The sequence below is a fragment of the Hungatella hathewayi WAL-18680 genome (genome assembly GCF_000235505.1).
GTDB lineage: Bacteria > Bacillota > Clostridia > Lachnospirales > Lachnospiraceae > Hungatella_A > Hungatella_A hathewayi_A.
Genome location: NZ_JH379029.1, coordinates 373822 through 399686, shown reverse-complemented (window position 1 = coordinate 399686; position 25865 = coordinate 373822). Strand labels below are relative to the sequence as shown.

The 25865-nt window shown below is 51.1% G+C and carries 28 protein-coding genes; 20 read left to right on the top strand and 8 right to left on the bottom strand.

Features of this window, described 5'->3' with window-relative positions; translation table 11 throughout:
• Nucleotides 1–49: 49 nt before the first annotated feature.
• From HMPREF9473_RS22625 to HMPREF9473_RS22600, 6 genes are all read left to right on the top strand, one after another.
• A complete protein-coding gene (locus HMPREF9473_RS22625) occupies nucleotides 50–922 on the top strand; it encodes a carbohydrate ABC transporter permease (protein ID WP_006782551.1) in 873 nt (290 codons plus the stop codon).
• Nucleotides 923–937: 15 nt separating this feature from the next.
• Nucleotides 938–1777, top strand: a complete 840-nt coding sequence (locus HMPREF9473_RS22620; RefSeq protein ID WP_006782550.1) for a carbohydrate ABC transporter permease — start codon at nucleotides 938–940, stop codon at nucleotides 1775–1777.
• 1 nt (nucleotide 1778) lies between these two features.
• Nucleotides 1779–2885: an ABC transporter ATP-binding protein gene (locus HMPREF9473_RS22615; protein ID WP_006782549.1), complete on the top strand. Its 1107-nt coding sequence runs from the start codon at nucleotides 1779–1781 to the stop codon at nucleotides 2883–2885.
• Nucleotides 2882–3607, top strand: a complete 726-nt coding sequence (locus HMPREF9473_RS22610) for a glycerophosphodiester phosphodiesterase (RefSeq protein ID WP_006782548.1) — start codon at nucleotides 2882–2884, stop codon at nucleotides 3605–3607. Before HMPREF9473_RS22615 ends, HMPREF9473_RS22610 begins: the two co-directional genes overlap by 4 nt.
• Nucleotides 3608–3651: 44 nt before the next feature.
• The gene (locus HMPREF9473_RS22605) at nucleotides 3652–5085 is read left to right on the top strand and encodes a cation:proton antiporter (RefSeq protein WP_006782547.1); all 1434 of its coding nucleotides are present in this window, start codon (nucleotides 3652–3654) and stop codon (nucleotides 5083–5085) included.
• Nucleotides 5086–5175: 90 nt separating this feature from the next.
• Nucleotides 5176–6180: a LacI family DNA-binding transcriptional regulator gene (locus tag HMPREF9473_RS22600; protein ID WP_006782546.1), complete on the top strand. Its 1005-nt coding sequence runs from the start codon at nucleotides 5176–5178 to the stop codon at nucleotides 6178–6180.
• Nucleotides 6181–6253: 73 nt separating this feature from the next.
• On the opposite strand, the gene HMPREF9473_RS22595 is transcribed toward HMPREF9473_RS22600, so the two are convergent.
• From HMPREF9473_RS22595 to HMPREF9473_RS22570, 6 genes are read right to left on the bottom strand one after another with little or no spacing between them, the layout of a single operon-like run.
• Nucleotides 6254–6613 carry a DUF1622 domain-containing protein gene (locus HMPREF9473_RS22595; protein ID WP_006782545.1) on the bottom strand — a complete coding sequence of 120 codons (360 nt, stop codon included), beginning with the start codon at nucleotides 6611–6613 and terminating at the stop codon, nucleotides 6254–6256.
• A 19-nt stretch (nucleotides 6614–6632) separates the two neighbouring features.
• Nucleotides 6633–7721 (bottom strand): ABC transporter substrate-binding protein, encoded by a 1089-nt coding sequence (locus tag HMPREF9473_RS22590; RefSeq protein ID WP_034860039.1) that lies wholly within the window; start codon nucleotides 7719–7721, stop codon nucleotides 6633–6635.
• A gap of 4 nt (nucleotides 7722–7725) precedes the next feature.
• The gene (locus tag HMPREF9473_RS22585) at nucleotides 7726–8523 is read right to left on the bottom strand and encodes an ABC transporter permease (protein ID WP_006782543.1); all 798 of its coding nucleotides are present in this window, start codon (nucleotides 8521–8523) and stop codon (nucleotides 7726–7728) included.
• Entirely contained in the window at nucleotides 8523–9335 is an 813-nt protein-coding gene (locus HMPREF9473_RS22580) for an ABC transporter permease (protein WP_006782542.1), read from the bottom strand. Before HMPREF9473_RS22580 ends, HMPREF9473_RS22585 begins: the two co-directional genes overlap by 1 nt.
• A complete protein-coding gene (potA, locus tag HMPREF9473_RS22575) occupies nucleotides 9328–10404 on the bottom strand; it encodes a spermidine/putrescine ABC transporter ATP-binding protein (RefSeq protein ID WP_006782541.1) in 1077 nt (358 codons plus the stop codon). The genes HMPREF9473_RS22580 and potA overlap by 8 nt, the downstream gene beginning before the upstream one ends.
• 30 nt (nucleotides 10405–10434) lie before the next feature.
• Nucleotides 10435–10968 carry a helix-turn-helix domain-containing protein gene (locus HMPREF9473_RS22570; protein WP_006782540.1) on the bottom strand — a complete coding sequence of 178 codons (534 nt, stop codon included), beginning with the start codon at nucleotides 10966–10968 and terminating at the stop codon, nucleotides 10435–10437.
• Between the two features lie 369 nt (nucleotides 10969–11337).
• Here HMPREF9473_RS22570 and HMPREF9473_RS22565 point away from each other — a divergent pair, with 369 nt between their 5' ends.
• The 4 genes from HMPREF9473_RS22565 to HMPREF9473_RS22550 all read left to right on the top strand — a co-directional run bounded on the left by HMPREF9473_RS22565 (nucleotide 11338) and on the right by HMPREF9473_RS22550 (nucleotide 15040).
• The gene (locus HMPREF9473_RS22565) at nucleotides 11338–12393 is read left to right on the top strand and encodes a lactonase family protein (protein WP_006782539.1); all 1056 of its coding nucleotides are present in this window, start codon (nucleotides 11338–11340) and stop codon (nucleotides 12391–12393) included.
• 53 nt (nucleotides 12394–12446) lie between these two features.
• Complete coding sequence (gene aroC, locus HMPREF9473_RS22560; RefSeq protein WP_006782538.1) at nucleotides 12447–13553, top strand: chorismate synthase; 1107 nt, start codon at nucleotides 12447–12449, stop codon at nucleotides 13551–13553.
• A gap of 79 nt (nucleotides 13554–13632) precedes the next feature.
• Nucleotides 13633–14073: a ribose 5-phosphate isomerase B gene (gene rpiB, locus HMPREF9473_RS22555; protein ID WP_006782537.1), complete on the top strand. Its 441-nt coding sequence runs from the start codon at nucleotides 13633–13635 to the stop codon at nucleotides 14071–14073.
• 103 nt (nucleotides 14074–14176) lie between these two features.
• Nucleotides 14177–15040 carry an NAD(P)-dependent oxidoreductase gene (locus HMPREF9473_RS22550; protein ID WP_006782536.1) on the top strand — a complete coding sequence of 288 codons (864 nt, stop codon included), beginning with the start codon at nucleotides 14177–14179 and terminating at the stop codon, nucleotides 15038–15040.
• Between the two features lie 94 nt (nucleotides 15041–15134).
• Here the strand turns inward: HMPREF9473_RS22550 and HMPREF9473_RS22545 are convergent, their stop codons facing one another.
• The gene (locus HMPREF9473_RS22545) at nucleotides 15135–15833 is read right to left on the bottom strand and encodes a GntR family transcriptional regulator (RefSeq protein ID WP_006782535.1); all 699 of its coding nucleotides are present in this window, start codon (nucleotides 15831–15833) and stop codon (nucleotides 15135–15137) included.
• Between the two features lie 403 nt (nucleotides 15834–16236).
• On the opposite strand from HMPREF9473_RS22545, the gene HMPREF9473_RS22540 reads away from it, so the two are divergent.
• The 9 genes from HMPREF9473_RS22540 to HMPREF9473_RS22500 all read left to right on the top strand — a co-directional run bounded on the left by HMPREF9473_RS22540 (nucleotide 16237) and on the right by HMPREF9473_RS22500 (nucleotide 24014).
• Entirely contained in the window at nucleotides 16237–17190 is a 954-nt protein-coding gene (locus HMPREF9473_RS22540; RefSeq protein ID WP_006782534.1) for an isocitrate lyase/PEP mutase family protein, read from the top strand.
• Nucleotides 17191–17211: 21 nt separating this feature from the next.
• A complete protein-coding gene (locus HMPREF9473_RS22535; RefSeq protein ID WP_006782533.1) occupies nucleotides 17212–18195 on the top strand; it encodes an isocitrate lyase/PEP mutase family protein in 984 nt (327 codons plus the stop codon).
• Between the two features lie 75 nt (nucleotides 18196–18270).
• Nucleotides 18271–19641, top strand: coding sequence for an ABC transporter substrate-binding protein (locus HMPREF9473_RS22530; RefSeq protein ID WP_006782532.1), 1371 nt, complete (start codon nucleotides 18271–18273; stop codon nucleotides 19639–19641).
• A gap of 92 nt (nucleotides 19642–19733) precedes the next feature.
• Complete coding sequence (locus HMPREF9473_RS22525; RefSeq protein WP_006782531.1) at nucleotides 19734–20597, top strand: branched-chain amino acid ABC transporter permease; 864 nt, start codon at nucleotides 19734–19736, stop codon at nucleotides 20595–20597.
• A 3-nt stretch (nucleotides 20598–20600) separates the two neighbouring features.
• Nucleotides 20601–21581, top strand: a complete 981-nt coding sequence (locus tag HMPREF9473_RS22520) for a branched-chain amino acid ABC transporter permease (RefSeq protein ID WP_006782530.1) — start codon at nucleotides 20601–20603, stop codon at nucleotides 21579–21581.
• The gene (locus HMPREF9473_RS22515) at nucleotides 21581–22330 is read left to right on the top strand and encodes an ABC transporter ATP-binding protein (RefSeq protein WP_006782529.1); all 750 of its coding nucleotides are present in this window, start codon (nucleotides 21581–21583) and stop codon (nucleotides 22328–22330) included. The genes HMPREF9473_RS22520 and HMPREF9473_RS22515 overlap by 1 nt, the downstream gene beginning before the upstream one ends.
• Entirely contained in the window at nucleotides 22327–23040 is a 714-nt protein-coding gene (locus tag HMPREF9473_RS22510) for an ABC transporter ATP-binding protein (protein ID WP_006782528.1), read from the top strand. Before HMPREF9473_RS22515 ends, HMPREF9473_RS22510 begins: the two co-directional genes overlap by 4 nt.
• Nucleotides 23041–23176: 136 nt before the next feature.
• Entirely contained in the window at nucleotides 23177–23536 is a 360-nt protein-coding gene (locus HMPREF9473_RS22505; protein ID WP_006782526.1) for a cupin domain-containing protein, read from the top strand.
• Nucleotides 23537–23549: 13 nt separating this feature from the next.
• Nucleotides 23550–24014 (top strand): YhcH/YjgK/YiaL family protein, encoded by a 465-nt coding sequence (locus HMPREF9473_RS22500; protein WP_006782525.1) that lies wholly within the window; start codon nucleotides 23550–23552, stop codon nucleotides 24012–24014.
• 92 nt (nucleotides 24015–24106) lie between these two features.
• Here HMPREF9473_RS22500 and HMPREF9473_RS22495 read toward each other — a convergent pair whose 3' ends face one another.
• On the bottom strand, nucleotides 24107–24667 hold the full coding sequence (locus HMPREF9473_RS22495; RefSeq protein WP_006782524.1) for a YdeI/OmpD-associated family protein: 561 nt from the start codon (nucleotides 24665–24667) through the stop codon (nucleotides 24107–24109).
• 222 nt (nucleotides 24668–24889) lie between these two features.
• Between HMPREF9473_RS22495 and HMPREF9473_RS22490 the strand changes: the two genes are divergently transcribed.
• Nucleotides 24890–25849, top strand: a complete 960-nt coding sequence (locus HMPREF9473_RS22490; RefSeq protein ID WP_006782523.1) for a substrate-binding domain-containing protein — start codon at nucleotides 24890–24892, stop codon at nucleotides 25847–25849.
• Nucleotides 25850–25865 lie beyond the last annotated feature (16 nt).

The following is a 25865-nucleotide window of genomic DNA, read 5'->3' as shown; positions in this document are numbered from 1 at the left end:
GAGAGGGCACTGGAATCACGTGCCCTCTTTCTAAAGAGAGGGGTAACCTATGAAGCATAAAAATGGACAGGCGTATCTGTTTTTGACGCCTTTTCTGATTCTGGTCTCAATATTCTATGTGATTCCGGCGGTGCTGACGATTGCCATGTCGTTTACCGGCCTGGATTCCTCTTTTGTGTGGGAGTTCAACAATTTTAAAAACTTCCGAAAGATATTCCTGGACCCCAACACCATCACGATTGTGAGGAACACCTGCATTTTTGTGGGCGTTGCGATTGCGGCCACGGTGGTGCTGGATTTGATGTTTGCAATACTGACCACCTATTTTATCCGGACGGATAAATATTCCAGCATTTTTAAATCGATTCTGATGATTCCTATGATTACGCCGGCGGTGGTGTACTCGGTTTTGTGGATATGGCTTCTGGAAGCCAATGAGAACGGGGTTATCAATAAGATTTATTTGACGTTCAAGGATTCGGAGCCCATCAACTGGATAGCCAAGTACCCCATGCAGATTGTGTTGCTGGCTACGATTCTGACCAGTATCGCCTACGGGACGACGATCTTTTCCAGCGCCATCAAGAGCATACCGGACAACCAGTTCAAGGCGGCCCACGTGGACGGGGCCGGAGAGTGGGAGATTATCAAAAGCATCATCCTGCCTAATATCCGTTATCACATACAGTTTATCGCCCTATGGGAGACGCTGGGACTCTTGACCAACTATGTGACCATCCTGTTAATCACCAACGGCGGACCGGGGATTAAGACGGAGGTGTGGGCGCTGTCGGCTTACCACAAGGCATTTACGGACCAGCAGTACGGATACGGCGCGGCGATATCGCTGGTGCTGATTCTGATTGTTCTGGTATTGATGATACTGCTGAACAAAGTCATGCAGAAACAGAATGAACGGTAGGAGGGAGGATGTAGAATGATATCACTCAGTAAAACGGAAAAAAAGAAACAGCGGATTGCAATCATTGTCATGATACTGTTGTGCCTGCCGATTCTTTATCTGTATTTGAGCTTTTTCAAGCTGGCGTTTTTTGACGCTGACGGGCGGTTTACATTACATAATTTTGATTTCATGTATAAGGAAATGAAGTTAAAACAGACCACCATCAAGCCCATCGGGAAAGCATTTCGCAACACGGTATTGTTTACGGTGGTGGTGACGACCTGTGAGGTGGTAATCAGCTGTCTGTCAGGCTACGCTCTCTCCAGACTGGAATTTCGGGGGAGAAAGCTGATTCAGAACGCGCTTTTGGTACTCCGCATGTTCCCCAATCTGCTGCTGTTGATTGCGGTGCTGTACGTGCTGATGGCATTAAAACTGGTCAACACCCTGCTTGGAGTGGTGCTGGTGGCGATTGCATTTCGAATACCCGGCTCTACCTTTATTATCAAGAATTTCTTTGACGGAATTCCGAGGGATGTAGAGAACTCCACTCTAGTGGATGGGTGCAGCCGGCTGTCCGGGTTCTTCCAGGTGATTATCTATCTGGTGAAACCGGGTATCGCGTCAATCTCTATCTTTTCATTCTTAAGCGCGTGGTCCAACTATATTTTGTTTAATACGCTGATATTTAATTCCAAGACACCAGTGATTGCCACGTACCTGCGCTCTCTGTCACGAAGTGAGCAGATGATAGCGGATTATGGGGTGTTTGCGGCGATGGCGATTGTGTATATGCTTCCGGTATTCGTGTTCTTTATTATCTCTCAGAAACAGTTGATGGAAGGCAATATAGGCGGAGGAAAAGGAGTTTAATATGATAAAGATCAATAATTTGAGAAAAGAGTTTGACAGAGGTGTTGTGGCGTTGGACAACATCAACATTGAGATTCGTGACCAGGAGTTTATCGCGCTTTTAGGGCCGTCAGGATGTGGGAAATCCACAACCCTCAACTGTATCGCGGGGCTTTTGGACACCACCAGCGGAGAGATTTTATTCGACGGGGAAAATGTGACCGAGAAGGCGCCAAAGGACCGCAATATCGGTATGGTGTTCCAGTCCTACGCGCTGTATCCCCACCTGAAGGTGATTGATAATATTGCATTCCCGCTAAAGCAGAAAGGCGTGGGGAAGGAAGAGCGCCATCAGAAAGCCAGGGAGATGGCGAAGAAACTTCAGATTGAGCATCTGCTGGACAGAAGGCCCACCCAGCTTTCCGGCGGACAGCAGCAGCGTGTGGCCATGTGCCGGGCCCTGGTGAAGGAGCCGAAGATTCTGCTTCTGGATGAACCGATGTCAAACCTGGATGCCAGGTTGAAGATCGAGATTCGTGAGGTGATCAAGACCATTCAGCAGGAGCTGAAAGTAACCTCCATCATTGTGACCCATGACCAGGAGGAGGCCATGGCCATTGCGGACCGGATTGCGATTCTGGACAATGGCAATATCCAGCAGTACGACACGCCGGATATGCTCTATGAGTACCCGGCCAATCTGTTTGTGGCCAACTTTATGGGAAATCCGCCTATGAACTTTATTGACGCGGTGATTGAGAAACAGGATGGTGGCTGTGTCTATGTGATTGGGGACTGTCAGATACCGGTTTCCGGTGTTATGGAGGAACGGATGGAAATGCATGCCGGCAAGAAGGTGAAGCTGGGCGTCCGCTCCCATCAGATGACGGTTGAGAGGGAGCCGTCCCATGGAACCCTTCCGGTAAAGGTGCAGATGGTGGAGAACCTGGGAAAAGAACTTCTGGCTACCGGTGATATCGGGGAGAACCATATCCGTATTACGCTGGATGACACCTCCAGATTCCAGGAGTTGAAGGAAGAGGTGGCAAAAGACGGCGTGCTGTATGTCCGCCTGGCCGACAAAATCAATGTATTTGACGAGGAAACGAAGGTGAATCTGGTCTTATGAGAACACTGCTGGAAGGAGCAAAACAGGTATTGATAGGTGGGCACAGGGGATGTGCCTGCCAGTACGAGGAGAATTCCATCGCGGCCATGGAGGAAGGACTGAGGCAGGGAGCGGATTATCTGGAGATTGATATTCAGCTGACCAAAGATTCCATTCCCGTGGTGTACCACGATGTGCGCCTGGAAAAGAAAACGGCGTTGACCGGTTATGTCCATGAGCATACACTGGAAGAACTTCAGGCCGCGGTGCCAGGGCTCTGCACGCTGGCGGAGGCTATGGAGTGGGGATGCAGCCATGACGCGTATTTTGGGCTGGAGTTAAAGACGGTTCCGCTCAGGATGCAGGCGGTCAATTTAAAGCTGGTGGAACTCATGCTTCCGATGATAAAGCAGAGCGGGATGAGCGGCCAGGTGTTTCTGTTTGGTCAGGATTACCAGGTGCTGCGCCGGGTGAAGCAGTTGAGCCCGGGGACGGAGACTGGCCTGATCGTGCCATTTGTGCCGGAGGACCCGGTGGCATTGATGCGCTCCATGGACGCGCTGGTGTATTTGTCCTACGTCTACAATATGACGCCGGAGATTATCAGACGGCTGAAAGAAAACGGATATTATGTGAGCGGCGCCATCCTCCGGGAAGAGCAGTGGGAGCAGGCGGCTATGGAGCTGGGAGTCACCATGTTTGAATCGGATGAGCCGGGACGGGTCATCAAAAAGTGGAGGTAAGATAGAGAGAAACAGGAGAGGGGACGGTTGCAATACAGGGATTTATGAGTCAGTTGAGCGAGGGGACGGAGGTACTTCTTGTTCTTTCTATGATATTGTTTGCAGGTTTTGTGATGACCAGACTGACCAATACCTTGAATCTGCCAAAGGTTAGCGGTTATATTCTGGCCGGAATTCTGATTGGACCGTATGGCCTGAATCTGATTCCGGTGGACATCATCGGCCATATGGGCTTTGTCAGTGATATGGCGCTGGCATTTATCGCGTTCGGCGTGGGAAAATTCTTTAAAAAGGAAGTACTGTTAAGGACGGGAAAAAAGATTATCATCATCACCGTGTTTGAGGCATTGACGGCGGGGGTGCTGGTGACGCTGGCGGTCAAGGTGCTGTTTGGACTGGACTGGGATTTTGCACTGATTCTGGGGGCGATTGCCACGGCAACGGCGCCGGCCAGCACGATGATGACCATCAACCAGTACAAGGCCAAAGGGGAATTCGTCGACACGCTCCTGCAGATTGTGGCGCTGGACGATGTGGTCTGCCTGCTGGCCTTCAGCGTGGTGGCGGCGCTGGCAAGAGGACATGCGGCGGGGGCCGTGGCCATGAGCGACGTGGTGATGCCCATTGTCTACAATCTGCTGGCGCTGGTTCTTGGATTCTTCTGCGGCTACTTTTTGAGCCGCCTGCTGATACCGGCCAGGAGTAAGGACAACCGGCTGATTCTGGCTATTGCCATGCTGTTGGGAATCTCCGGGATATGCGCGGCGGCTGATATATCGCCCTTGTTGTCCTGCATGGTATTTGGAGCGGCTTACATCAATCTGACGAGGGATAAGAAGCTGTACCGGCAAATCAATAACTTCACCCCTCCGGTCATGTCCGTATTTTTTATCGTATCGGGGATGAACCTGGATATCCGGGCGCTGACCACGGTGGGGACGATTGGAGTAACTTATTTTATTGTCCGCATTATCGGGAAATATCTGGGAACGTATGTGAGCTGTCTGATAACCGGCACCAGCCGGGAGATTCGAAGCTATATGGGTCTGGCGCTGATTCCGCAGGCCGGGGTGGCCATCGGTCTGGCATTTCTGGGCCAGCGGATGCTGCCGGTGGAGACGGGAAATCTGATGCTGACGATTATTCTGTCGTCCTCCGTGCTGTATGAGATGGTGGGGCCTGTCTGCGCGAAGCTGTCCCTCTTTTTGTCCGGTGCGATTCCCATGGGCAGAAACATGGATGATATGAGTGGGGAAGGAGAGGAAAGCGAAACAGAGGAAGAAGGAACTGAGGATGCCGAGGAGGATTCAACCGGGGAGTCAGACGAATCTGATACGGAAGATACCGGCATCGTCGGGGAAATCAACGAGATGAGCGGTGGCGTCGAGGACTTTGAAGAATTTGATATCGAGGAAGAAGTAGTCCCGGAAAAGGCAAAGAAAGGCGAAAAAAATAAAAAGCGTCGAAAGAAAAAGTAAGGATGACGTTGGATAAATGATGCAGGACATGATATAATGTTGATAAACAGGCAGCGGGTTTAAGAAGCTGCGGAAAGAGAGGGGCGGGCCATGGCGACATTGCTTGATATCGCACGGGAAGCCGGAGTGGCAAAATCTACGGTATCCAGGGTTCTGCGCAAGGACCCATCGCTGTCAACCTCAGATGAAACCAGAGAAAAGATATTTGCGGCAGCCAGGGCACTTGGATATGAGATGAAACAGGAGAAGATGCTGAACCGCACCACAACCAACATCATGGTGGTTCACAAGGATACCCACTTTATGAACCAGGTTGACAATGCCTATTATTTCTCCGTCAGAACCGGGATTGAGGAGGCTTGTTACAAGAGGAAGTACAAGTTTACATTTACGCCGTTCCAGTTTATCGACTCGGTGGAGGAGAAGCCGGACGGAGCGCTGGTGGTAGGAAATTTTGAGAAGGCTCAGGTAGACCTGATTTTAAAGAAAATTAGGACATCCAACATCGTGTTTATCGGCAAGGTAAATTATTATCCCGATAAGATGGACTGGATTACCTATGATATTAAAGACTGTGTCTACAAAAATATGGATTATTTGAGAGAATGTGGACATAGGAGAATCGCTTACATGGGGGGTTATGACAACGAGGATACGCCTCCGGATTTCAGCAAGTCTGCATATTTTGAGCAGTATATGAAATCCCATCCGGAGCTGGAATTCGTGGGTTCCATGGTGGGAGAGCATGGCGTGGAGAGCGGCTGCCAGATGATGAACCGGTGGCTGGCCGAGGACAGGGAACTGCCGGACGCCTTCTTTATCTCCAACGACCCCATCGCAATCGGCGCAATCAAGGCGTTAAACGAGCACTCTATCGGGGTTCCCGATGTGGTAGCGGTCACGGCCATCAACGGTGACAGCTCCGGCACGTTTTCATTTCCCACGTTGACTACCGTGGATGTCCATACCTACGAGATGGGGAAGGAAGCGGTGGCTGTGCTGGAGGAGCGGATTCATCACAAGCGGACCCTGGCTAAGAAGGTGGAGTTTCAGGCGGAGCTGGTGAAACGGGGAAGCGTCAAAAAGACAGACTAACAATAAAAAGCAAGGCGTCCTAAGGCAGATAACCTGCGTCTGGACGCCTTGCTTTTCTTTTGTTTTTCTTGCGTTACACTTTTTCCGGAATTTCATGATGATGCTGCATTTCCTCGTCGGCCTTCTCCACCTTAATCTCCCAGTGAATCAGGAAGGTCAGCGCGGCCCGCAGGGCGATGATGGCGGCCACGGTGGCAATCTCGGCCAGCTCCCGGACCACAACGGTACGGAGAATCTCGCTGCCCAGCTTGAACTCCAGTCCCAGCGCCATGCCGGTGGCAAGGTTTAAGCGAATCTGTGGATTGTGTTTGATGTAATCCCAGACGCCTCTCGCGCCGGCGATGAGAATGACGAAAACACCTACAAACTCAAACAGGATAATCGCCAAATCCACCACATGGCGAAGCAGTAATTCCATCTCTTCCAAAATCATAAAAAACCCCCTCTGTATCTTATTTTGATTTCACTTCTTTCCACATATCATTGTAAATGGCATCCACATCGTCGCCTAAGTACTGGAATACCTCGGATTTGTCCAGGGAATCGATGTCCGGGAACACGGCCTTGTTGTTCTGAAGGTCCTCGTCCAGCAGTTCGAAGGCGCCCTTGTTGGGTGTGGCGTAGGTGATGTACTCAAAATTTCTCTTTGCAATGTCCGGGCGGCACAGGAAGTTAATCCATTTCTCCGCGTTCTCCTTGTTCTTGGCGTTGGCGGGAATCACCCAGGAATCCAGCCATACGTTGGTTCCCTCTTCCGGAAGCACGTACTCCAGCTTGTAGTCCAGGCCCAGATTCTCCACTTCCTCCTGGATGTAAAGCATTTCCCCGGAGTAAATGACGCCGATGGCCGCCTCGCCGCCTATCATCTTGTCGCGGACCTGGTCGATGACGTAAGCCTGAACCAGAGGCTTCTGTTCAATCAGCAAATCTCTCGCCTGCTGCAGCTCGGCTTCGTTGGTGGTGTTCATGGAATATCCCAGAGACTTTAATGCCACCATGAAGGCGTCACGGACGCTGTCCTGCATCAGAATTTCGCCGGAAAATTTATCGTTCCACAAATCGGACCACTTGGTCGGCACATCCTCCGGAGCTACCATGGAGGTGTTGTAGAGAATGCCCACGGTTCCCCAGCAGTAGGGAACGGAGTACTTGTTCTCCGGGTCAAAGCTCTTGGAGCGCTCCATAAATTCCGGGTCAATCTCGGAAATGTTGGGCACATTGTCAAAGTTAATCTCGGCCAGCAGGTTGTTCTCCCGCATTTTCTGAATCATGTAGTCGGAAGGGCAGATGGCATCGTAGGTCACGCCGCCGGCTTCCACAACCGGATACATTTCCTCGTTGGTCTCAAACATATCGTAGACCACCTCAATGCCGGTCTCCTCCTGAAACATGTCGATGACTTCATCGTCGATGTACTCGCCCCAGTTGTACACATATACTTTTCCGGCGCCATCGGAGGATTCGGATTTCCCGCAGCCGGAGAGGGCCAGGGAGGCCGCCAGAACTGTCACAAGGGACAGGGCTAATGCTTTCTTTTTCATCATCTTATTTCTCCTCTTTTTTCTTGTTTGGTACAAAGTTTGTGATTAACAGCAGTATCAGTACCACCAGGAAAATGACGGTGGACAGCGAGTACATGGAAGGACGGATGCCCCTGCGGACCTCGCTGTAAATCAGGGTGGACAGGGTGTTGATGCCCGCGCCCTTGGTGAAGTGGGTGATAATAAAATCATCCAGTGACATGGTAAAGGCCAGCAGAAAGCCGGACAAAACCCCGGGAAGGATATCCGGGAATACCACTTTGAAAAATGCATAGATTGGGGAAGCTCCCAAATCCATGGCGGCCTCGTAGGTACTCTTGCTGGTCTGCTTTAACTTCGGCATGACGCTGAGTATCACGTAGGGAATATTAAAGGTAATATGTGCAATTAAAATGGTTTTAAACCCCAGGGAGATGCCAAAGGCGATAAATGCCAGCATCAGCGAGATACCAGTGACGATATCCGCGTTCAGCATGGGGATGTTGGTGATGCCCATGACGATGGAGCGGGGCACCCGTTTCATGTTGTTGATGGCGATGGAAGCCGCCGTGCCGATGATGGTGGCCACAAGGGCCGATACAAAGGCGATGAGCAGCGTGTTGCCCAAAGCGTCCATGATGGTGGCGCTCTCAAACATCTGGCCGTACCATTTTAAGGTGAAACCGCCCCACTGGGTTCTGGACTTGGAGTTGTTGAAGGACAGAACCATCATGGTCAGGATGGGGGCGTACAGGAAGATTAAGATTAACACCAGATAGAAATCTTCCGCAATTCGTTTGATTCTCTTTTTTGCCGTGTTCATCAGAATGCCGTGCCCTCCCCCTGTTTGTCATATTTGGCGATGAGAGCCATACTGATCAGGATAAATACCATCAGTACCAGGGACAGGCCGGAGCCTAAATGCCAGTTGCTTCCCTTGGTAAATTCCTGCTCGATTACATTTCCAATCAGTAATATCTTGCTGCCACCCAGTAAGTTGGAGATGACGAAGGTGGTCAGCGCGGGTACGAACACCATGGTGATACCGCTGATAATGCCCGGAAGGCTTAAGGGTATCCAGATGCGCACCAGTGTCTGCGTGAAGTTGGCGCCCAAATCGTGGGCGGCGTTGATGGTGTTGTCATCAATCTTGCAGAGCACGTTGTAGATGGGAAGCACCATGAAGGGCAGGAAGTTGTATACCATACCCAGGATGATGGCGCCCGGTGTGTTGATTAAGGACTGGTTTGGCAGGTGGAGAGCGGTTAAAATGCCGTTGATAACGCCGCTCTTTTCCAGCAGTGTCTGCCACGCCAGTGTGCGGAGCAGAAAGTTCATCCACATGGGCAGGATGAAGATAAATACCACAAAGCTGCCTTTGCCGATGCCCCGGTTTCTCAGAATCATAGCCAGGGGGTAAGCCAGCAGCAGGCAGATAACGGTGCTGATGAGGGACAGTCCCAGGGACAGCCACAGGGCTTTGGAGTGCTCCGCCGTGGCGATGGCCATGACGTTGGCCATGGTGAAGGCGCCTGTCTTGTCCGTCAGCCCGTAATACACGATTAATGCCAGTGGAATGATGGTAAATGCCGCCATCCACAGAAGATACGGTCCGGATAATAATTTTTTACTCATTGACACCCACCGCCTCCTCATCTTCAGAAGCCGGTTTGTTCATAATCTGGATATCGAAGGGGTCCACATGGATGCCCACTTCCTGACCAACCGGACACATGTCTGTGCTGTGTACAAGCCACTCATAACCGTCGGGGGTTGTTACCTCCATCTCGTAGTGGACGCCCTTGAATATCAGGTGGGTGCAGACGCCCTTTAAGGTCCCGTTTTCCGGACTTACCAGATCGATGTCCTCCGGGCGGATGACCACGTCCACCGGCTTGTTGTTGCCAAAGCCTTTATCCACGCAGGCGAACCGGGAGCCGAATATCTCCACAAGCTCATCCCGGATCATGATGCCGGGAACGATGTTGCTCTCGCCGATAAAGTCGGCCACGAAAGCATTTTCCGGCTCGTTGTATATCTGCTCCGGGGAACCCATCTGCTGGATGTAGCCCTGGTTCATGACGACGATGGTGTCGGACATGGTGAGGGCCTCCTCCTGGTCGTGGGTCACATAGATGAAGGTGATGCCAAGTTCATTTTTCAGGCGGATTAACTCATACTGCATATCCTGGCGCAGCTTTAAATCCAGGGCGCCTAAGGGCTCGTCGAGAAGCAGAACCTTGGGCTCGTTGACGATGGCTCTGGCAATGGCGATTCGCTGCTGCTGGCCGCCGCTTAAGGAGTCCACGCTGCGTTTTTCAAAGCCGGATAAGTTCACCAGCTTTAAGGCGTATTTGATTTTGTCGTCAATGTAGGCTTTCGGCTTGTTTTTGATTTTTAGGCCGAAGGCGATGTTCTCCGCGATGTTCATGTGCGGGAACAGAGCGTATTTCTGGAATACGGTGTTTAACTGGCGTTTGTTGGGCGGAATGTTGCCGATGTCCTGGCCGTCGAAGATGACTTTGCCGGAATCTGCCTTCTCGAAGCCGCCGATGATACGCAGGGTTGTAGTTTTGCCGCAGCCGCTGGGACCAAGTAAGGTGACGAAGGTATTCTCCTTTACGGAAAGATTTAAATCGTCCAACACGATGTCGCCATCGAAGCTTTTGGTGATGTGCACCAAATCAATTAAAGACTGACCCATGACGTATGTCCTCCTGAATGTATGATAATGTTAAAAACTTGGCGGCGAGCTGACCCACAAAAGGGCGGCCCCTGTCTTGCTGGTTAAATAGTGCTTTTTATCCGGTATAAAGTAAAAGGATTCCCCTTTTTTGGCCCGATATGTCTTATTTCCTATATGAATGGAGATACTTCCCTGAAGAATGTAGCCGAATTCCTCCCCCTCATGGGGATTGTCCGGGTAGGTCTCCCCGCCGGCTTCCAAAGTCAGCATGATGGGCTCCATCACGTTTTTCTGGGCATTGGGGATAATCCACTTGATTTCATTTTTCAGTTCGGCATCGTGTTTCTCGAAATAGTCGGCTTTGCCGAATACAATCTGTTCCTCTGGCGTCTCGTTAAAGAATTCACCGATAGTGGTTCCCAGACACTGGAGGATATCCATCAGGGTGGCGATGGACGGTGAGGTCAAATCCCTCTCCAGCTGGGAGATAAATCCCTTGGAAAGCTCGGCTCTGTCGGCCAGCTCCTCCTGCGTCAGGCCCTTCAAGACCCGAAGTTCTTTCAATTTTGAACCAATATCCATATTGCCCCTCCCTGTTGGATATATTAAATCAAAAGTTTAGAAATACTAACTGATAATAAATATAACCAAAAAGTTTAGTAATAATAAACAAGCAGCAAGTTTTATTATACAGAAAAATATAGCGGTGTCAATAGATTTTTTAAGCATTTTGTGATATGATTATTTTAGTTTGCTTGTAACTGTTCAGGACAGCGGGAATATAGATGTTAAAAGCCGTGTCAAGCTTGCTTGTAAGCGGTTTTTGGCATCTATATTCACATCGGAGGAACCTCCGATGCTTCTTGTGTGGCCGAAGGCCATGCAAGAAGATGGCGTACGTTACCGATGAGTTACCCTGGCGAGAACGTAAGATTTTAGGAGGATTGACAGATGAAAGGGATGTATATGGCGTATGTGGGCTCGTATTCCTACACGGGCAGTGCGAAGGGGATAACCGTCTATGATGTGGACGTTGAGAATGGCAGATTTAAAGAGAGATGTCAGGTGGAGGTTGATAATTCGTCCTACCTGGTGCCGTCCAATGATGGAAAAACGCTGTACTCGATTGCGGATGAGGGAGTGGTGTCGTTCCGGATTCATGAGAATGGAAGCATTACCCGTCTCAACACGGCCAATATCAGGGGTATGAGAGGATGTCATCTGTCTACGGATTCTGAGGATAAATATCTGTTTATATCGGGATATCATGACGGCAAGGCCACGGTGATGCATCTGAATCCGGATGGCAGTATCGGGGATATCGCTGCCGGTGTGTATCACAAGGGGCTGGGCAGTGTGGCGGAGAGAACCTTCCGTCCCCACGTGAGCTGCTGCCGTATGACGCCGGACAGACAGTTTATTATGGTAGCGGACTTGGGGATTGACCAGGTGAAGGTGTACCGGTTCAGCGAGAATGACAAGGAGCTGATTCTAGTGGACACGATTCCCTGCGATTTGGAGTCTGCGCCGAGACATTTCATCTTCAGCCCGGACGGGAAGTTTATCTATCTGATGTATGAAGTGAAAAATGTGATTGATGTGTATACCTACGAGACCGGGAAGAAGGCGCCTGTGATTGAGAAGATACAGACAGTTTCCACCACCGGGAAGAAGAAGAGCCAGCTGACGGCGGCCTGTGCCATCCGGTTCTCCAGCGATGCGAAGTATCTGTTCTGTGGAAATGCGGGAGATGATACGGTCAGCATTTACAAGAGGGATGAGAAGACCGGGATGCTGGAGCAGATTACCTGTCTGCCAATCAGCGGGGAGTATCCGAAGGATATCGCGGTGTTCCCGGATGACAAGCATATCGCTTCGTTTAACCATGAGACGGGGAGTATTACGTTCTTTAAGGTGGATTATGAGGCGGGGCTGCTGGTGATGAGCAGCAAGGAAGTTAAGGTGGACGAGCCTAACTGCTGTGCGATTGTTAAGGTGGGGAAGTAAGCGCTGGAATAGAAGTGTTGAAATAGTAGGATTGAGATAGAAGAGGACAGAATATGGCAGGTTCAACATGGGGGACAATGTTTCGGATTACCACGTGGGGGGAGTCCCACGGGAAGGGCATCGGTGTGGTGATAGACGGGTGTCCGGCTGGACTGGAACTGTCGGAGGCAGATATTCAGGTCTACTTAGACAGGAGAAAACCGGGACAGAGCCGGTATACCACCATGCGCCAGGAGGGTGACCAGGTGGAGATACTGTCCGGCGTGTTTGAGGGAAGGACGACGGGAACGCCGATTTCCCTGCTGGTGCGCAACCAGGACCAGAGGTCTCACGATTACAGCGAGATTATGGACATCTACCGGCCGGGACATGCGGACTACACCTTTGATGAGAAATACGGATTCCGGGATTACCGGGGCGGCGGACGCTCGTCCGGCCGGGAGACCATCGGAAGGGTGGCGGCCGGCGCGGTGGCGGCAAAGCTGCTGGGCAGTCTGGGAGTTCAGGTGATGGCTTATACCCGCTCCATCGGCGGCATCGAGGTGGCGGCGGAGCGGTTTGATATGACGGAGACAGGGCGGAACCGGGTGTGCATGCCGGATGCGAAGGCGGCGGCATTGGCGGAAGCCTATCTGGATGAATTGATGGAGCAGAAGGACTCGGCTGGCGGCGTGGTGGAATGTGTGGTGGATGGCGTGCCGGCGGGGATTGGCGAGACGGTCTTTGACAAGCTGGACGCCAGACTGGCCCAGGCAGTGATGTCCATCGGCGCCGTGAAGGGCGTGGAGATTGGAGACGGATTCGCGGTAGCTAAGTCGTCGGGCTTCGGAAATAATGATGAATTTTACGCTGGCGCCGGTGGAGGCGTGGAGAAACGGAGCAACCATTCCGGGGGCATCCTGGGAGGCATGAGCGATGGAAGCAGGATTGTGCTGCGGGCGGCATTTAAGCCGACGCCGTCCATCGCGTCGGAGCAGCACACGGTGAACCGTGACGGCGAAAATGTGGACGTGGTTATCAAAGGACGCCACGACCCCATTGTGGTGCCGAGAGCGGTTGTGGTGGTGGAGTGCATGACGGCGTTGACGATACTGGATATGATGTTATGTGGTATGACCTCGCGGCTGGATCGGATTGTGAAGTTCTATGACAGGGGATGAGCCGCCGGGAGAATCATGGGCGGAACGAAATAGCAGACGGATAACGGACACTTAGAGTTGAACATAAAGGAGAGAGCTTATGAAAATTGCAATTGGAAATGACCATACGGCGATTGAGATGAAGAATGCGATTGTGGACCACTTGCTGGAGAGAGGGTTTGATGTGCTGAATCTGGGAACGGATTCCCCGGAGAGCTGCGATTATCCGGTGTACGGTGAGAAGGTAGGCCGGGCAGTGGTATCCGGCGAGGCGGATTTGGGCATTGCCATCTGCGGCACCGGAGTGGGGATTTCCCTGGCGGCCAACAAGGTGAAGGGAATCCGCGCCTGTGTGTGCAGCGAGCCTTACACGGCCAAATTGTCCAGGATGCACAATGATTCCAACGTTCTGGCGTTTGGCGCGAGAGTGATTGGGATTGAGATGGCCAAGATGATAACGGACGAGTGGCTGGACGCGGAATATCAGGGTGGAAGACACCAGCGGCGGGTGGATATGGTGATGGATATTGAGAACCGATAGAAGGATGGCTGTGGAATCAGTGGAATAACATTCTGAAGGTTGAAAATCAGTGGAATATCAACAGATAATAGAAGAGTATAACGACAGAAAAGGGGTATGAATGATGAAGAAAATTGGATTTATCGGTGTGGGTATCATGGGGAAATCCATGGTGCGCAATTTGAGAAAGGCAGGATATGAGGTCAGCATTTACACCAGAACCAAGGCGAAGGTGGAGGATGTGATTGCTGAGGGAGCCCGCTGGTGTGATACCGTGGCGGAGTGCGCCAAGGGACAGGACGTGGTCATCACCATCGTTGGATATCCGAAGGATGTGGAGGAGGTTTACTTTGGTGAGAGTGGAATCATTGCCAACGCGGACAAGGGAACCTATCTGATTGACATGACAACCACCAGCCCGAAGCTGGCAGTCCGCATCTATGAGGAAGCGATGAAAGCAGGACTGTACGCCTTGGATGCCCCAGTGACCGGCGGCGATACCGGCGCGAAGGCGGGAACGCTGACAATCCTGGCGGGCGGCGACAAAGAAGTGTTTGATGCCTGTCTTCCGGTGCTGGAAGCCATGGGTAAGAACATCAATTATGAAGGCAAAGCCGGCAACGGCCAGCACACCAAGATGTGCAACCAGATTGCCATTGCCGGTGCCCTGGCAGGCGCCTGCGAGGCCATGGTCTACGCTAAAAAGGTGGGGCTTGATGTGGATGTCATGCTGAAATCCATCTCCACCGGAGCCGCCGGAAGCGCCCAGATGAACAACGTGGCTTCCAAGGCCCTCGTCAATAACTTTGAGCCAGGATTCTTCTTAAAACATTTTATCAAGGATATGAGTCTGGCGGACGAAGAGGCGAAGGATGTGTCCGCAGAGCTGACAGTCCTGGAAGATGTTCTCTCCATGTGCAGGGAGCTGGAAGCGGAAGGCATGGGCGATTTGGGAACCCAGGCGTTGATTAAGCATTATAACTGGTAAACAAAACAAGGCCCTGACGAAGCTGTGTGGTAAGGTTTTTATCACACATATCGTCAGGGCGTTTTTTCTGCAATTTTATATCTTGTGATATTATCTAAATCTCCAGCTCCTGCAGCCGCTGCTTATAGGTGGGCGGCGGGGTGGAACTGAAGGCCTGGAGGGAATAGAAATAGTCTACGGCGGCCCGGCGGCAGGACTCGATGTGGGTCTGCATCATGGCGGCGGCTTTTTCGTATTCCTTGTCAATCAGGGTTTCGATGATTTCCAGGTGCTCGTGGCGGGCATCGTGAATCTGGACCTGGTTCTGCTTGCTGGCGATGATAACTCTCGTGTTGTCGTCGAACAGCTTGTGCATCATATCAATAATATAACGGTTGCCGCAGTGCTCGATGATGAAGAGATGCATGGCGGTGTCCAGGCGGTATCCATTCTGGATATCGGTCAAATCCCCCTGAAATTTCTTGCGGAATTCATATAACTCCTCCATAGGGAGGTGAGGCGCGGCCATGCGCAGGGCTACCGGCTCAATCTCATAGCGGGTCTGGAATATCTGGAGAACGTCGCTTAACTGGATGTCGGACACGTAGATTCCCTTCTTGGGAATGATTTTGATAAACCCGTCCATCTCCAGCCTGCTGATGGCTTCCCTCACCGGGGTACGGCTCAGCCCCAAATCGGTGGCGAGCTGCGCTTCATTTAACATGGTGCCCGGTTCGTATATGCAGTTGATTAATCGTTCTTTTAAAATCTGATAAGTGTGATTCTTCAAATCACGGTTCGCATTTGTTGGCATAGTTGACTCCTCTGTCCTGTAGTTATGGGTAAAATGGAAACCATAAAGTATACAACAGGAATATTAATAACACTATTGTATGACAAAAAATACAATCTGGCAACCTGAAAAATGCTTATTTATGAATTTCAAAATTGTATGATTTTGCTATATTTTTGGCTGGATGTAACGGGGTATCAAGGATTGGAGGCGAAAAGCCTGCTGGTGGATTTGGAAATTATGCACAAAAAATGGAATATAAATCTGTTATTAATGTGCATTGTATAAGTAAAAGAAGTGTTGTATACTACACGCATAACACAAGTTCACAACTAGCATAAATCGTTGTCGAATACAGTCGATACCGTCGGCTGTCAAATCGTGTTCCGAGCAAATTCAGAGTGAAAAGAGAGGGAGAGGAAAAATGTCTAGCAGAAAAACATTAAGACAGTTACTGGAGGAGAGCGACAAGTGCTTTCTCGTACCATGTGTGTATGACTGTGCATCCAACCGGGCGGTGGAGATGTGCGGTTTCCCAGCCAGTTTGTTGAGTGGAGGAGAGGTTTCCATCAGCTTAAACGGCGTCATTGATTACGGATTTACCAATTTAACCGATTTGGAGTGGGTGGTAAGCCGGGTTTCCCAGACCAGCTCCATTCCACTGATTGCAGATATAGAGGACGGATTTGGAGGACCGCTGGCGGTGTACCGCTCGGCGAAGCGCCTCTCAGCGGCGGGAGCTGCGGCGATTCAGCTGGAGGATGCGGGAGATATGGAAGACACCTGCAAGATTCTTCCGAGAGAGAAGTACCTGGCAAAGGTGAAAGCGGCGGTGGAAGCATTAAAAGGAACGGACTGCCTGCTGATTGCCCGCTCCAATGCGGACCCCTACGATCCAGAGCAGATGAAGGAAGGCTGTGAGAGACTCCGCATCGCCATGGAGATGGGAGCGGATATGGCGATGATGGTGCTGATCACGACACTTGACAAGGCGAAGGAGATGGCGGAGCTGGTACCGGGCTGGAAGATCTTTGCGGATGTCCGGGCGGACAACGGGGTTCCAGCCGTGACCATGGACGATTTGACACCGCTGGGATTCAAGATGTGTTCCACCCACTACACCATGAAAGCGGCGATGGAAGGCATGCTGGAGCATGGTCTTGCCAACTTCAGAGACCAGAGCGTGGCTTACACCTTCACCCATGCATCAGGAACCGGCCAGCCGGATTTCAGCGCCAGCCCATTATTTGCACCGCAGGATTACTTGGAACTGGAAAATTCCTTTACCGGGGAAGACAAGGAGTACACCATCGTGGGCCATAAGGTGGCGCCTTATCCGGACGAGTTCAAGAAGATTGATATCAAAGACAGACTGTAAATTCAGAGAGGAGACTTACTTATGTACAATGCAGCAGACCGATTGAGGGAGTTAGTCAGTGACGATAAGGTACGGATTGTGCCGGAGCTTCACGACTGTGCCTCTGCCAAGGCGGCGGAGATGAATGGATTTGAAGTGATTATGGTGAGCAGCGGGGATTTGGCGTGCGCGCTGACCGGAGTTCCGGATTTACAGCTGTTATCCATCGACGATTTCTGCCAGGTGACGGACCGGATTACCAATATGACACAGATGCCGCTGATTATTGATGCGGATGACGGATTTGGATTTGGCCGTGGACTGAATACCTATGTGGGATGTAAGAGAATCATGAAAGCCGGTGCGGCTGGCGTGCTGGTGACGGATACCAGCGAGTTGGGAAGAGCTGGGCAGCTTCCGATTGAGGATGCGGTGCTCCGCTTCAAAGCGGCAAGAGACGGTCTGGACGCGGATGGCCGCCATGGATTCCTGATTGCCCGGTGTGATACTAACCCGGAGGAAGATTTTGACGACTGTGTGGCCCGTCTGAAGGCCTACTGGGAGGCCGGGGCAGATATGCTTTGTATCCTCTGGATGCACAAGGTGAAGGGCGATAAATACGAGCTGTGCAAGAAGTTAAGAGACGCCTGCAACTGTCCGATGTGGTACCCGGATATCTGTGGCGCGGCCCATGATCCCCATGAGATTACCATGGAGCAGCTGAAGGATTTGGGCAACTACAAGCTGGTGGGGGTTCACTATTCCATGCACGCGGCGATGTTAGCCATGCTGGATGTGGGACGTCATGTGATGATGGAGCAGAACAACAACTATGTGGATTATCACTTTGATGATACCGGATATAAATGCTTTACGACCATGAGTATGTTTGGCCTGACTAACAAGTACTGGGTGGATTTGGAGAACAGCTATGTGAGAGAACCCCAGGATTCCATCGCCCAGAGAAATTATGATTATTTTGTGCGTCCGGACGATGTCCATGACCCGGATAAGAAAGAAAAATAAATAGTGCCAAAGCGGAGCAGTTCACTGGCGGGTAAGGGCCCGTTTTAATAAAAAGGTAAATGGAGGGTTTACAACATGAAAAAAAGATTATGGAGCGTAGTGCTTACAGGAGCAATGATTGCATCCCTGACAGGCTGTGGAGGCGGAACAGGTACGGAGAGCGCCGCCAACACCAATGCGGCCGGTGAGGCAGGAACCACGGCAGGGGAAGCGGGAACCACAGCGGCAGCAGGCAATGCGGCTTCCGGCGACACCGTGAAAATCGGTATTCTGACAGACCGTTCTTCCGCGGCGGCGGCCACGGTTGTGTGGGCAGAGGCAGGCGCGGAGCTGGCCGTACAGGAGATCAACGAGGCAGGCGGCGTCAATGGCAAGCAGGTGGAACTGGTTTACCGTGATACGGGTTCCGATTCCGCCAACGTGGCGCAGAAATCCACCGAGCTGGTCGGTGAAGGTGTGGTAGCGATTCTGGGACCGAAATCCGACGGCGAGGCGCCTACCGGTGCTCAGTGGGCGGAGACCAACAAGTTCCCCATGGTGACGCCTTGTACCATGAACACCCGTGTTACCATTGAAAATGCATCCCGCTATATGTTCTCCTGCGGTTTCAACGCGTGGGCGATTGCCAACATGAACGCGAAATACGCGGAGGAGCAGGGCTATAAATCGGCCTACTTCATCGGAAACGATGGCGGCGCATCCGGAGACAGCCGTGATTTCTTCTATGAGTATTTGGGCGACGGCTATACCAATATGGGTTCCAGCCAGGTAGCATCCAGTGCGACGGAATTTTCCAACATTATCAGCTCCATTGTTGGAAAGGACCCGGACGTTATCATCGGCGCCGTAGCAGGACCGAACTTCGTATCTTTGATTAACCAGGGCCAGCAGTTTGGTCTGTGGGATATGTGTGACTATCTTGGATGGTACACCTGTGACTCCACCAACACCACATCCCTGGCGGATGCGGGCAACTATCCTTACGGCAAGGTTCACGGCGTTGACTTATGGCCATTCTGGTTAAGCGACATCGAGGGCAATGACAAGCTGGTGGAAAACTACGGCGCTCTTGGACAGAAGTTATACAAACAGGATATTCTTCCGTCCGATATGGGCTATACCTGGTACATCGGTATCACCGCTATCTGCGAGGCATTAAAGACTACGGACGACTGGTCGCCTGAAGGCGTTACCACAGCCCTTGAAAATGTGAAGTTCGACACCATTTACGGCGAGGGCATCGGATTCCGCGATTTCGACCATGTGATGAATCACGCTTACTACTATGTAACCGCAGTGGAAGATACCACAGGCAAGTGGAAAATCCCGGTCGGCGACATTTACAAGGTATACATGGCGGAGGAAGTGCTGCCGACAAAAGAGCAGATGCAGGATTACGCGTCTAAGAACGGTTTGACCTTTACGGATTTGTCTACATTAAAATAAGGCGTATGACAGTGGATGGCAGGAGGGAATGAAAACTTCTTCCTGCCATCCGTGTGTCAGCAGAGAATGAGAGAAAAGACAGGAGAATGGATATGACAGTATCATATTTCTTACAAACATTGGTAACCGGGATATCCAGCGGTATGGTTTCTTACATGATGGTTGCCGGCATGTCGCTGATCATCAGCGGTATGAACATGGTAAACTTCGGGCAGGGCGCATTTTTCGTCCTGGGTACTTACCTTTGCTACTCACTGGTCCCGGTGGTTGGCTTTATTCCGGCACTGATTATCATCCCGTTTGTAGTGGGATTTTTGGGATGGTTCGTGGAGCGGGCGGTGAGACCGCTGTTTGGCAAAAACATGCTCTACATTATGCTTCTGACCTTCGGTGTGGCTTACATCGTGTGTGATGCTATGGTTATGGTATGGGGGTATTCCATCCGGTTATTAACACTGCCGAAGTTTTTAAATGGCTCCATCGCCATCTTCGGTATCCGCTTCCCGGTTTACTATCTGTTTATGATTGTCGTGGGCGCGCTGATTGCATTTGCGTTCTGGTTCATGATTAACAAGACAAAACTTGGCATGCTGATGCGTGCCATCATCAAGGACAGGGAAATGGTCGCCTGCCTTGGCATCAACGTGAACCGTCTGTTCTCCATCATGTTTATGATTGGTATGGGAATTGCAGGACTGGGCGGCGTGATCAATGCACCGATTACCGGTATGAGCCCCAAGGAGGGGTTGTCCATCTTTGGCAACATCATGCCGATTCTGATGATTGGCGGTATGCGCAACATGAACGGATGTCTCCCGGCGGCATTGCTGGTTGGTCTGGTCAATGCGTTCGGCGCCATTTTCTTCCCGCAGTTCTATAACCTGCTTCCGGCAGCGCTTATGGTTATCTGCATGTTCATCAGACCGAACGGTGTATTTTCTAAGAAGGAGGCATAAGGGATGATTGCAAAGTGGAAAAGTTTATCACAGATGAAGAGAGATGTCATATTTGGCTGCGTGACCGTGCTGTTAATCTCCCTCATCTCGTTTTCGGCCACGGACTCCGTGACAGAGTTTCTGTGCCGTACCGTTATCTACATGCTGTTTGCCTCCGCGGTAAATATTATTCTGGGATTTGGCGGACTGCGTCCTCTGGGACAGGGTACCTATTTTGGATTTGCGGCTTATGCCTATCTTTATATGGTGGTTCGTATGAAAATGCCTCTGGGAGCGGCTCTGCCGTTATCGCTGGTGTGTGTGCTGGTTTTGGCGGCGGTGATGGGCGTTTTGTGCCTGCGCTCTAACGATGATCTGGCGTTTGCATTTATGAACATGGGTCTTAATACGCTGTTGTGGACCATGGTGCAGAAGCTCCAGATTGTGGGAAGCGATACCGGTATTACCGGGGCGGTGAGACTGCCGTTTGCACTGAGCACGAAGGCGAATTTCTATCTGTGCTTCGCGGTTTGTACGGTTTGCATTATCCTGATTTATTTCTTCTTTAAATCACCGTTTGCGACGGTGTTAAAGGGAAGCCGGGAAAATATTGAGCGGTTGACATTTTTGGGAATCAATACGAGAAATGTCCGGCTGGTGGCTTACATGGTGTCAGCACTGTTTTGCGGAATCGCGGGTCTGTGTTATTCCATGAGAAATATGGGGGCGTTCCCGACTATGATTTCGACGAACGCGTCTCTGGATGCATTGATCATGTGTCTGATTGGCGGTATGTACAGCTTCTTCGGACCGATTCTTGGAGCGGCTATTGTTACGGTTATCAACGTGCAGCTGCCGATTTACACCCAGTATTACCAGGCGTTTGAGGGCGTTATCATTGTGCTGTGCGTGCTGTTCTTACAGGGCGGTCTGCTGACGGATAAGGCGACGAAGGAACTCAACGAGAGCAAGAAGAATTTAAAGAGGAAAGGGGAGGTCGTGTGATGAGTGAGCCTATTTTAAAAGTGGAGCATTTGAACCGGTTTTTTGGGGCGCTTCATGCGACCAATGATGTCTCCTTTGAGGTACCGGACGGACAGATGAGGGCGGTGATTGGGCCAAACGGCGCGGGAAAGAGCACGCTGATGGATTTAATCTGCAACCGCACGACGCCTTCCAGTGGAAAGGTTATTTTCCGCGGGGAGGATATCACGGGGCTGGCGCCCCACAAGATTGTCCGGAAGGGCATGTGTAAATGTTTTCAGATTACACAGATATTCTCGAATTTAACGGTTTACGAGAATGTTCAAATTGCTCGAATTAACATGAATAAAAAGGCATTTCATTTCCTGCCGGTGAAGGACACTTATCTCAAGGATGAGGTCATGAAGTATCTGGCCATGGTGGGAATTGAGGACAAGGCGGAGGAAATCGCCGGGTTTATGTCTTACGGCGACCAGAGAAGACTGGATATCGCCATCGCCCTGGCGCTGGAGCCGAAGCTGCTGATTCTGGATGAGCCGGCGGCCGGCGTGGCGAGAGAGGAAGCCTACAAGCTGATGGATTTGATTCGGAAGCTGGGGAAGGAACAGCATATGACCATCGTGTTCATTGAGCATGATATGGAGATTGTGTTCAACTATGCGGATGAGATATCGGTGATGAGCAACGGCGCGCTGATTGCGTCGGATACGCCGGAGAAAATCAGGCAGAATGAGTTTGTGCAGCAGGCATATTTAGGAGGTGCGGAATGATATTACAACTGGAAAATGTCAACTCTTATTATGATAAAAGCCATATCCTCTTTGATTTGAGCCTGGAGGTGGAGGAAGGCCATTCGGTCTGCCTGCTGGGGCGTAACGGCGTGGGGAAATCCACCACGATGAAGAGTATTATGGGAATGCTGAATCCGAAGGCCCATGCGACTACGGAAGGAAAAATCATGTTTAACGGGCAGAATATCTGCGGGCTCAACTCCTACAAGATTGCCCAGGCGGGTATTGCCTATGTGCCACAGGGGAGACATATTTTCCCTACGCTGACGACGAAGGAGAATCTGCTGATTGCGGAGCGCGTAGGCGTGGACGGGCGGAAGGACTGGACGCTGGAGAGAATCTATGATTTGTTTCCGAGATTGAAGGAGAGGGAGACGTCCAAGGGTGGCAAGTTGAGCGGCGGCGAGCAGCAGATGCTGGCGGTGGCCCGCGGGCTGATGCAGAACCCGAAGCTGCTGTTGATGGATGAGATTACGGAAGGTCTGGCGCCGATTATTGTGCAGCAGCTGGCGGAGATTGTGCAGGAATTGATTAAGCAGAAGGTGACGATTCTGCTGGCGGAGCAGAGTATCAAGTTTGCGCTGTCGGTCAGTGAGGACTGCTATATTCTGGAGAAGGGCTCGGTGGTGCATCATGAGCCGACGAAGGATTTGACGCAGGAGACGATTCAGAAATATCTGGGGACTTGATGGATGTGGGCGCTGTAGGCGAGAGGGCGACGCAGGTGCCGGAGAAGTGGCCGGTGCTAAAAGTGTGGCAGGTGACAGGGATGTGGCCGTGCTGTATGCAGCGCAGGCGTCATAGAGAAGAGGAGGTGACAGATTTATGGTAAGGCGGAAAGAGGATGTAGTGTCCACGTTGAAACCGAGTCCGTTTCAGGGGACTGGGGAGATCACGGTGCGGGATATCTTAAACGGGCCGGAGGAGCTGTATGAGAAGGGCAGGGTATTTGCGCACACCACCGTGTATCCCGGCTCGGGAATCGGCTACCATGTTCATGACAATGAGTCTGAGACTTATTATATTATCAGCGGAACAGGGACATTTAACGATAACGGAAAACTGGTGGAGATAGGACCTGGGGATGTGACATTCACCGGAGACGGGGAAGGCCACAGCATCGAGGCCACCAACGGGGAGCCGATTGAGATGATTGCGCTGATTCTGTACCACAATATTGCATAGAGGAGGAACATTCATGATTGCATCATCAATATATGCAAATGAAGATTTGAGCAAGTATCCGAAGTCGATTCAGACAGCGGTAGAGTATGTCAAGAGCCACGATTTCACGACAATGGAGCCAGGAGAATATCCCATTGACGGAGACAAAATCTACGCCAAGGTCTTTGACCTGACATCAAAAGAAATAAAGGACACCATGCCGGAAATACACAAAAAGTATATCGACGTCCAGTTCTGGGTAAGCGGACAAGAGATGATGGGCTACGCCCCCAAAAAAGCCGACTACCCAGTCCTGGAAGCCCACGAGGACCAGGACTTATATTTCCTTGGCAGCGTGCCGGACGAAATATTTATCAAAGCCATCCAAGGCGACTACATGGTCTTCTTCCCCAGCGATGTCCACCGCCCGGGAACGGTAGTGGCCGGGGCGGAGACGTACCGGAAGGTTGTGGTGAAAGTGAGTGTGGATACGTTATAGGCGTAAGTAGATAGCAGAGGGAACCGTGAAATCATCCTAAAAGATGATTTTTACGGCTCCCTCTTTTAGTTTAATCATATATCGGTTAAACATCACATCGGCTTTAAGTTTTTGTTAAGCCGTTCCACCATCCAGGCCAGGCGTTTCTCGCGGCCGGATTCTGTTTTGGCGTCGTAGTAGGCACGGGTGTAGGTCTTTTTTACGGACGGGGGCATTGATAGGAAATTGGTGTGGGCGGGCTCGTGGTTTTGTAATAGTTCTGTCAGGGCCGTGATTTGTTCCTCGGTGACGGCGGCTGGTTTGGGGGCATTCCACTGGCCGTTTTTCTTTGCTTCTTCTATTTTCTGGCGGCCGTAGTCGGTCATGAGTCCTTTTTGTTCCAGCTGTTTCACCAGAGTTTTGTTTTTCTCCGACCATTTACTGTTTTCCCTGCGTTGGGAAAAATATTTCCGGTAGGTCTTATCGTCAAGACTCTGCATCTGCCCGTCAATCCATCCAAAACAAAGCGCTTCTTCCAACGCCTCCCCCGCCTTCAATGTCTTCGGTCCGCCGGCCTTGCCAAACAGCAGCCAGAAGCCGTCCGTGGACAGGCAATTGTCACTTAGCCAATCTCTGAATTCAGTTCTGCTGGTAAATAATAATGGCTCGTTCATGGAATTCTCCTTTTTTATGGATAGTATACATCATGATGTATTTCCTGTATAGAAAGAAAATGAAATTCGATTTTACAAAACGCTGTAAATGTCCGAAAAATTTTACCCAGATTTAACATAACCGTTCCTGTGGATTTTACATTGACATTTTACAATTCACCTGTACTTAACAAAAGGACGGGAGAACTGAAAACGAGTCTTGATAAAAAGGAGAATGTTATTATGAAGAAATCTTTGGCAATGGTTTTGGCGCTTGGAATGACGGTGGTGAGTCTGGTGGGCTGTGGAAGCGGGACTTCTGAGACGGCGGCTCCGGATACGACGGCGGCACAGACAACGACAGCAGGGACTACGGCGGCAGACACGACGGTGGCACAGACAGAGGCTCCGGCGGCAGGGGCTGAGGGGCCGATTACGGTGGTATCCCGTGAGGACGGTTCCGGTACCAGAGGCGCGTTTATCGAGCTGTTTGGCGTGGAAGTGAAAAATGATGCCGGTGAGAAAGAGGACATGACAACGGAGGACGCGGAGATTACCAACAGCACCTCAGTTATGATGACGACCGTGGCCGGCAATATGGAAGCGGTCGGATACATTTCCCTGGGGTCTTTGAATGATACGGTGAAGGCTGTGAAGATTGACGGTGTGGAAGCTACGGTTGACAACATCAAATCGGGCAGCTACAAGATTGCAAGACCGTTCAACATCGCTACCAAAGAGGATATGAGCGAGGTGGCTGCGGACTTTATCAAATATATGATGAGTGAAGAGGGACAGAAGGTTGTTGAGGACAACGGCTATATCAGCCAGGGAAATGAAGGCGCCTACGAGGCCGCTGGCGTGTCCGGCAAGATTGTGGTGGCCGGTTCTTCTTCCGTGACACCGGTTATGGAAAAATTGAAGGAAGCCTATGTGGCTTTGAATCCTGATGTGACCATTGAGGTACAGCAGAGCGATTCCACCACCGGCGTGACTTCCGCGGTAGAGGGCGTGTGCGATATCGGTATGGCGTCCAGAGAGCTGAAGGATACGGAGCTTGAGAAAGGTATCAAGGGCACGGTTATCGCCATGGACGGTATTGCGGTTATCGTAAACAATGACAGTCCGATTGAGGAGTTAAGCAGCGAGACAGTAAAGGGCATCTACACTGGTGAGATTACAGACTGGGCTGACGCTCAGTAATTCATAGGAGTAACGT

Bases quoted from the DNA above. Each gene is read 5' to 3' on its own strand.
- HMPREF9473_RS22495 (WP_006782524.1), bottom strand. From the start codon at position 24,667: ATGAACGAGCCATTATTATTTACCAGCAGAACTGAATTCAGAGATTGG.
- rpiB (WP_006782537.1), top strand. From the start codon at position 13,633: ATGAAAATTGCAATTGGAAATGACCATACGGCGATTGAGATGAAGAAT.
- HMPREF9473_RS22530 (WP_006782532.1), top strand. From the start codon at position 18,271: ATGAAAAAAAGATTATGGAGCGTAGTGCTTACAGGAGCAATGATTGCA.
- HMPREF9473_RS22490 (WP_006782523.1), top strand. From the start codon at position 24,890: ATGAAGAAATCTTTGGCAATGGTTTTGGCGCTTGGAATGACGGTGGTG.
- HMPREF9473_RS22500 (WP_006782525.1), top strand. From the start codon at position 23,550: ATGATTGCATCATCAATATATGCAAATGAAGATTTGAGCAAGTATCCG.
- HMPREF9473_RS22620 (WP_006782550.1), top strand. From the start codon at position 938: ATGATATCACTCAGTAAAACGGAAAAAAAGAAACAGCGGATTGCAATC.
- HMPREF9473_RS22580 (WP_006782542.1), bottom strand. From the start codon at position 9,335: ATGAGTAAAAAATTATTATCCGGACCGTATCTTCTGTGGATGGCGGCA.
- HMPREF9473_RS22595 (WP_006782545.1), bottom strand. From the start codon at position 6,613: ATGATTTTGGAAGAGATGGAATTACTGCTTCGCCATGTGGTGGATTTG.
- HMPREF9473_RS22515 (WP_006782529.1), top strand. From the start codon at position 21,581: ATGAGTGAGCCTATTTTAAAAGTGGAGCATTTGAACCGGTTTTTTGGG.
- HMPREF9473_RS22570 (WP_006782540.1), bottom strand. From the start codon at position 10,968: ATGGATATTGGTTCAAAATTGAAAGAACTTCGGGTCTTGAAGGGCCTG.
- potA (WP_006782541.1), bottom strand. From the start codon at position 10,404: ATGGGTCAGTCTTTAATTGATTTGGTGCACATCACCAAAAGCTTCGAT.
- aroC (WP_006782538.1), top strand. From the start codon at position 12,447: ATGGCAGGTTCAACATGGGGGACAATGTTTCGGATTACCACGTGGGGG.
- HMPREF9473_RS22505 (WP_006782526.1), top strand. From the start codon at position 23,177: ATGGTAAGGCGGAAAGAGGATGTAGTGTCCACGTTGAAACCGAGTCCG.
- HMPREF9473_RS22625 (WP_006782551.1), top strand. From the start codon at position 50: ATGAAGCATAAAAATGGACAGGCGTATCTGTTTTTGACGCCTTTTCTG.
- HMPREF9473_RS22615 (WP_006782549.1), top strand. From the start codon at position 1,779: ATGATAAAGATCAATAATTTGAGAAAAGAGTTTGACAGAGGTGTTGTG.
- HMPREF9473_RS22550 (WP_006782536.1), top strand. From the start codon at position 14,177: ATGAAGAAAATTGGATTTATCGGTGTGGGTATCATGGGGAAATCCATG.
- HMPREF9473_RS22535 (WP_006782533.1), top strand. From the start codon at position 17,212: ATGTACAATGCAGCAGACCGATTGAGGGAGTTAGTCAGTGACGATAAG.
- HMPREF9473_RS22600 (WP_006782546.1), top strand. From the start codon at position 5,176: ATGGCGACATTGCTTGATATCGCACGGGAAGCCGGAGTGGCAAAATCT.
- HMPREF9473_RS22510 (WP_006782528.1), top strand. From the start codon at position 22,327: ATGATATTACAACTGGAAAATGTCAACTCTTATTATGATAAAAGCCAT.
- HMPREF9473_RS22585 (WP_006782543.1), bottom strand. From the start codon at position 8,523: ATGAACACGGCAAAAAAGAGAATCAAACGAATTGCGGAAGATTTCTAT.
- HMPREF9473_RS22545 (WP_006782535.1), bottom strand. From the start codon at position 15,833: ATGCCAACAAATGCGAACCGTGATTTGAAGAATCACACTTATCAGATT.
- HMPREF9473_RS22520 (WP_006782530.1), top strand. From the start codon at position 20,601: ATGATTGCAAAGTGGAAAAGTTTATCACAGATGAAGAGAGATGTCATA.
- HMPREF9473_RS22525 (WP_006782531.1), top strand. From the start codon at position 19,734: ATGACAGTATCATATTTCTTACAAACATTGGTAACCGGGATATCCAGC.
- HMPREF9473_RS22605 (WP_006782547.1), top strand. From the start codon at position 3,652: ATGAGTCAGTTGAGCGAGGGGACGGAGGTACTTCTTGTTCTTTCTATG.
- HMPREF9473_RS22610 (WP_006782548.1), top strand. From the start codon at position 2,882: ATGAGAACACTGCTGGAAGGAGCAAAACAGGTATTGATAGGTGGGCAC.
- HMPREF9473_RS22540 (WP_006782534.1), top strand. From the start codon at position 16,237: ATGTCTAGCAGAAAAACATTAAGACAGTTACTGGAGGAGAGCGACAAG.
- HMPREF9473_RS22565 (WP_006782539.1), top strand. From the start codon at position 11,338: ATGAAAGGGATGTATATGGCGTATGTGGGCTCGTATTCCTACACGGGC.
- HMPREF9473_RS22590 (WP_034860039.1), bottom strand. From the start codon at position 7,721: ATGAAAAAGAAAGCATTAGCCCTGTCCCTTGTGACAGTTCTGGCGGCC.